Raw genomic sequence first — 4,957 nt, 5'->3', positions numbered from 1 at the left:
GGGGAGTAGGGGGAGTAGGGGGCAGGGAGATTATTTATCTTTCTATTGCCTATTACCAATTACCAATTACCAATTACCAATTACCAATTACCAATTACCAATTCTCTAACTTTTGAAATAATAGGGCTACTTTATCTAAATCTTTGTTACCTGGTGAATGTTCGACACCACTAGATAGATCAATACCATTGGGTTTAATTTGACTTAAAGCAGTCAAAATATTATCTGGTGTGAGTCCTCCGGCTAAGAACCAAGGAAGATTAGGGCTAAATTGCTGATTTAGTTGATGCCAATCTAAGGTTTGTCCTGTTCCTCCTAGTTGTTGGGGATGGTAAGCATCAAGTAGTAGAGTATCTACATAATCGGTGTAATGTATGGTGGTTTGTAGATGCTCTAAACTGCGGACTCGCAAGGCTTTGATGATTTCCACTTGGGGTAGGGATTGACGTAATTGCTGGCAAAATTCTGGTGTTTCGTCTCCATGTAGCTGGACACCGGTTAAACCAGACTTTTTGACTATTTGACTAATTTCAGAAATAGTAGTGTTAGCAAAAACGCCGATTTTATCAATATTTTTGGAAATCGGGGCGTTGCCTTCAGCCAGTGCAGCTATGGCTGCCTGAATTTGGGCTATGGTAACGTAACGAGGAGAAGTGGGAACACAGATAAATCCTAGTGCTGTTGCACCCAAGGCAGCTATAGCTAGAGACTGCTCTGGTTGAGTAATACCGCAAATTTTAACCCGCATTTCTATCAGAAAAGTTACAAATAATCACAAAAGTATCTTAATTCAAGTTAAAGACTTTTGCTTTGTCCTGGGTAATTTTATAATTCTGTAGGACTATATTCATTTTTTCATTTAGGAGAAAACAATTTCATGTCATCAATTTTATTAGCCGCAGCATCCGTTCCTGTTACACCAGTGTGGAGTCCTACAGTCGGTATCATTATCAGTGCCAGCAGCGCAGTTGTATTATTATTTACTTTCGCACTGAAATCTGCTAAAGTTGGACCCGCGATGCCTGTATTGCCTGTAAGTGTACCAGGATTCATTGGAGCAATGGCTTTTGGTCATGTAATTGGTATTGGTATTGTGTTAGGACTGACTAATATTGGTCGTTTGTAAGTTAGATTAACAAATTCCAGATCCCCGACTTCTTGGAGAAGTCGGGGATCTATGCTATTTAAAATTGTTTATCCTAGAGTTAAGTAGGTTGGCGTTGAAAATTGTCGTTATAGTAAGGCAAGAGGCAAGAGGCAAGAGTGAAGAGGGTTTGGGCGATTTTACGTTTCTTTACATAGTTTGGTTTTATTGTGTTCACCTACTTATACATACATTTCTGTCTATAAAAGAATTTCTGGAAATATCTAATAATGCAAACAAATTGGCAAATAGGTTCTTTATTTGGCATTCCTTTATTTTTAGACCCCTTATGGTTTGTGATTTTGGGGTTAACAACTCTCAATTTTGGGTTAGCTTATCAGCAATGGGGGGCTATTGCGGGTTGGAGTGCTGGTTTGATGATGGCACTGCTGTTATTTGCTTCGGTGCTGCTACATGAGTTGGGACATAGCTTGGTTGCACAATCCCAAGGTATTAAGGTGAATTCAATTACTTTGTTTTTGTTTGGGGGGGTGGCGGCAATTGAGGAGGAGTCAAAAACTCCTGGTCAGGCTTTTCAGGTGGCGATCGCTGGTCCGGCGGTAAGTGTGATTCTATTTTTCTTACTGCGTCTAGGTTCAAGTTTGATTCCTGATAGTAACCCCTTAAATGAAATGACGGGAGATTTATCGAGGATTAACTTGGTGGTGGCTTTATTTAATTTAATTCCTGGTTTGCCTTTGGATGGCGGACAGGTATTAAAAGCGGCTTTGTGGAAAGTTACAGGCGATCGTTTTCTAGCGGTACACTGGGCAGCAAAAGCTGGACAAATTTTAGGTTATTGTGCGATCGCTTTGGGGTTTGCGATTGACTTCTTTACCAGAGAATTTATCACGGGTTTATGGATGGTTTTGATCGGCTGGTTTGCAGTCCGCAATGCTAAGAGTTATGACCGTGTCACCACATTACAAGAAACCTTACTCAAGTTAGTAGCAGCCGATGGCATGACTCGTAATTTTCGGGTAGTTGATGCCAATCAAACATTGCGAGAATTTGCTGATTTATATCTTTTAGAAACTACTACATCGCAAGTTTATTTTGCGGCTGCTGATGGTCGTTATCGGGGGTTAGTCAAAATTAATGACTTGCGGACAACGCAAAGAAGTGAATGGGAAACTCAAACTTTACAAACTATTGTTCACCCTTTGACGACAATTCCCACTGTGATTGAATCCGCTTCTTTGGCTGAGGTAATTAGGAAATTAGAAACCGAACAACTATCTCAAATTACTGTTCTTTCTCCTGCGGATGCTGTTGCTGGTGTCATTGATAGAGGGGATATTGTCCAAGCATTAGCACAAAAGTTAAATTTGCCAATTACTGCTGCGGAAATTAAACGAATTAAGGAGGAAGGGAGCTTTCCCCCAGGTTTACAATTAGGGGTAATAGCAAAGTCTGTAGAACCATAAAAATGTCTGATACCGTAGCCATATCAGGATAATCAGGATTAAGGATGCTTGATGATTAATAAATCCTGTAAATCCTTAAATCCTGTAAATCCTGATTCTGACAATAAAATTTTTATTTAGCAGACAGTTTCATCTGGTTGAATATTACCAAAAAGACATTCACTCAACTTTGACAGGGTGAATTGATTCTTTTTTGTGAAAAAACATGATTTTAGCTCCTGCAAACTTTCACCTAAAAAACAAAATTTATCATCCTAACTATTGTTAAGTTATACTCTGCTGCTTCTTTGCCATAACCCCCATAAATAAATCGCAATAATTGCCCCTATAACTGCCACTACTACTCCAGGAATACTTAAAGATGCAGATGTAAGTTGTAAGGTCCCTGTACGAATGAGAGTAAATAAAGTTCCACCGATAAAAGCACCAACAATACCTAATATCATGGTGGATATCATCCCCCCACCTTGATAACCAGGATAGACTGATTTGGCAATTACACCAGCTAATAGTCCTAAAATTATCCAAGTAATAATATTCATGGATGTCCTCAAAAATTTGACTCAAGTTATGTTAAATTTATCAAAGCTTCATATTATTTATTTCTATCTAATGACGTAAACTATATAAATCAAAAGGTATGTAGTTTTGTTCTCTTCATAAATCATCACACATACCAATTTAATACTGCTCGGTTAATAAAATGTAGGTTGGTTTAAGCCACAGCAAAACTCAACAAAATTCTTGATAATGTTGGGTTTCTTTGCGTTAACCAAACCTACCATATAATGTTTTTTAGTCTTAACCGAGTAGTATTGCATAGCAATTCTAATTAAATAGAACGAGAGAATTTTGTCTCTCTAGTTCTTGTATGAGTATCGAAAACAACCGCAATATTTCTAACTAGCAATCTGCCAATATCAGTAATATGGATTTCATCAGCTAAGACATTTACTAATCCATCAGCTTGTAGAGGTGCTAATTCTTTGAGTTCATAGGAGAAATATCTATCAAAATTGATATGATACTTCTGTTCAATTTCTAACTTATTTAGTTGAAAGTGAGACATTATGGACATAATTACATCCCGTCTAATAATGTCATCTTGAGTGAGTTTAATACCTTTACTAGTAGGAATTACACCACTCGCAACTGCTTTGTAATAATCCTTTAATTCCTTGTGGTTTTGAGCATAGGCATCTTCTAACATACTAATAGATGTAGCCCCAAACCCAAATAATTCAGTTTCTGCATGGGTAGTATAACCTTGGAAATTACGTTTTAGTGTACCATGACGTTGAGCGATCGCTAATTCGTTATTATTTTTAGCAAAATGATCCATGCCAATAAACAGGTACTCGTTATTAGTTAATTCCTCAATTGTCATTTTGAGAATATCTAACTTTTCTTCTGCTCCCGGTAATGCGTCTTGAGGAATCATTTTTTGCACAGGTTTAATCCAAGGCACATAAGCAAAATTAAACACGACAATTCTATCAGCATCTAACGTCATTGTCTTGTGTAATGTTTCCCGAAAAGTATCAAGAGTTTGATAGGGTAAACCATAAATTAAGTCTACATTCACACTATTAAATTTAGCCTCCTTAATCCAACTCATCACATCAAATAGCAATGATTCTGGTTGAATGCGATTCACTGCTTTTTGTACTTCTGGGTTAAAATCTTGAATACCAAAACTAATACGATTAAAGCCAATATCCCTCAGAAACAAGATGTAATCTCTAGTCACATAGCGGGGGTTAATTTCAATAGATACTTCTGCATCTGAAGCAATTTGAAAATTATGGGTAATACTTTTCCACAGGAATTCTACTTGATTAAGTTCTAAATAATTTGGTGTACCTCCACCCCAATGAATCTGAAGTACCTTTCTATCTTTATCAATTAAAGCTGAAGTATTTTTGATTTCCTGTTCCAAATGTTCTAGATATGGAATAGCCATATTCTTGTTATTGGTAATTACCGTATTGCAACCACAGAAATAGCAAGCACTTTGGCAAAAAGGAATATGAAAATACAAAGATAGGGGAGTTTTTCGTTGATTGGAAGCGGTAATTGCAGATTGAAACTCTCTTGCGGTGAAATTTTCACTTAATTCTGTTGCTGGGGGATAACTCGTGTATCTAGGAGCGCGAGTATCATACTTTTGAATTAGATCAAAATCAAACTTAACGCCAGGTAATAGAAAAACCATTACAGTCTCCAATAAATGTGAGTATATTTCTGTGTTGTTGGGAAGTAATCAATTTTCCCGATTTAATGTTGTAATTTAGGATTTAGCAAATAGAATATATTTATTCTATTTGTTTGTAGTTAGCATTATTTTTTGACGAACCACAGAGGCACAGAGAACACAGAGGAAGAG

5 protein-coding genes are annotated in these 4,957 nt (G+C 37.0%); 2 read left to right on the top strand and 3 right to left on the bottom strand.

The window, feature by feature from the left end; genetic code table 11:
- Positions 1-94: 94 nt before the first annotated feature.
- On the bottom strand, positions 95-748 hold the full coding sequence (locus IQ228_RS21020) for a phosphoribosylanthranilate isomerase (protein WP_193964287.1): 654 nt from the start codon (positions 746-748) through the stop codon (positions 95-97).
- 129 nt (positions 749-877) lie between these two features.
- Between IQ228_RS21020 and psaK the strand changes: the two genes are divergently transcribed.
- Together psaK and IQ228_RS21010 are read left to right on the top strand one after the other, a co-directional pair.
- On the top strand, positions 878-1,126 hold the full coding sequence (psaK, locus tag IQ228_RS21015) for a photosystem I reaction center subunit PsaK (protein WP_027403464.1): 249 nt from the start codon (positions 878-880) through the stop codon (positions 1,124-1,126).
- 248 nt (positions 1,127-1,374) lie between these two features.
- Positions 1,375-2,571 carry a site-2 protease family protein gene (locus IQ228_RS21010; protein WP_193964285.1) on the top strand — a complete coding sequence of 399 codons (1,197 nt, stop codon included), beginning with the start codon at positions 1,375-1,377 and terminating at the stop codon, positions 2,569-2,571.
- A 269-nt stretch (positions 2,572-2,840) separates the two neighbouring features.
- Here IQ228_RS21010 and IQ228_RS21005 read toward each other — a convergent pair whose 3' ends face one another.
- Positions 2,841-3,113: a GlsB/YeaQ/YmgE family stress response membrane protein gene (locus IQ228_RS21005; protein WP_039202108.1), complete on the bottom strand. Its 273-nt coding sequence runs from the start codon at positions 3,111-3,113 to the stop codon at positions 2,841-2,843.
- Between the two features lie 290 nt (positions 3,114-3,403).
- Entirely contained in the window at positions 3,404-4,786 is a 1,383-nt protein-coding gene (hemN, locus tag IQ228_RS21000; RefSeq protein ID WP_193964283.1) for an oxygen-independent coproporphyrinogen III oxidase, read from the bottom strand.
- Between the last annotated feature and the right edge of the window lie 171 nt (positions 4,787-4,957).

Origin of the sequence: Dolichospermum sp. LEGE 00246 (assembly GCF_015207865.1) — a bacterium.
Taxonomy (GTDB): Bacteria; Cyanobacteriota; Cyanobacteriia; order Cyanobacteriales; family Nostocaceae; genus Dolichospermum; species Dolichospermum heterosporum.
This window is presented reverse-complemented; position numbering and strand designations above follow the sequence as displayed.

What these genes read in the sequence shown, in the direction of transcription:
- IQ228_RS21020 (WP_193964287.1), bottom strand. Translation starts at nt 748, where the DNA reads ATGCGGGTTAAAATTTGCGGTATTACTCAACCAGAGCAGTCTCTAGCT.
- psaK (WP_027403464.1), top strand. Translation starts at nt 878, where the DNA reads ATGTCATCAATTTTATTAGCCGCAGCATCCGTTCCTGTTACACCAGTG.
- IQ228_RS21010 (WP_193964285.1), top strand. Translation starts at nt 1,375, where the DNA reads ATGCAAACAAATTGGCAAATAGGTTCTTTATTTGGCATTCCTTTATTT.
- IQ228_RS21005 (WP_039202108.1), bottom strand. Translation starts at nt 3,113, where the DNA reads ATGAATATTATTACTTGGATAATTTTAGGACTATTAGCTGGTGTAATT.
- hemN (WP_193964283.1), bottom strand. Translation starts at nt 4,786, where the DNA reads ATGGTTTTTCTATTACCTGGCGTTAAGTTTGATTTTGATCTAATTCAA.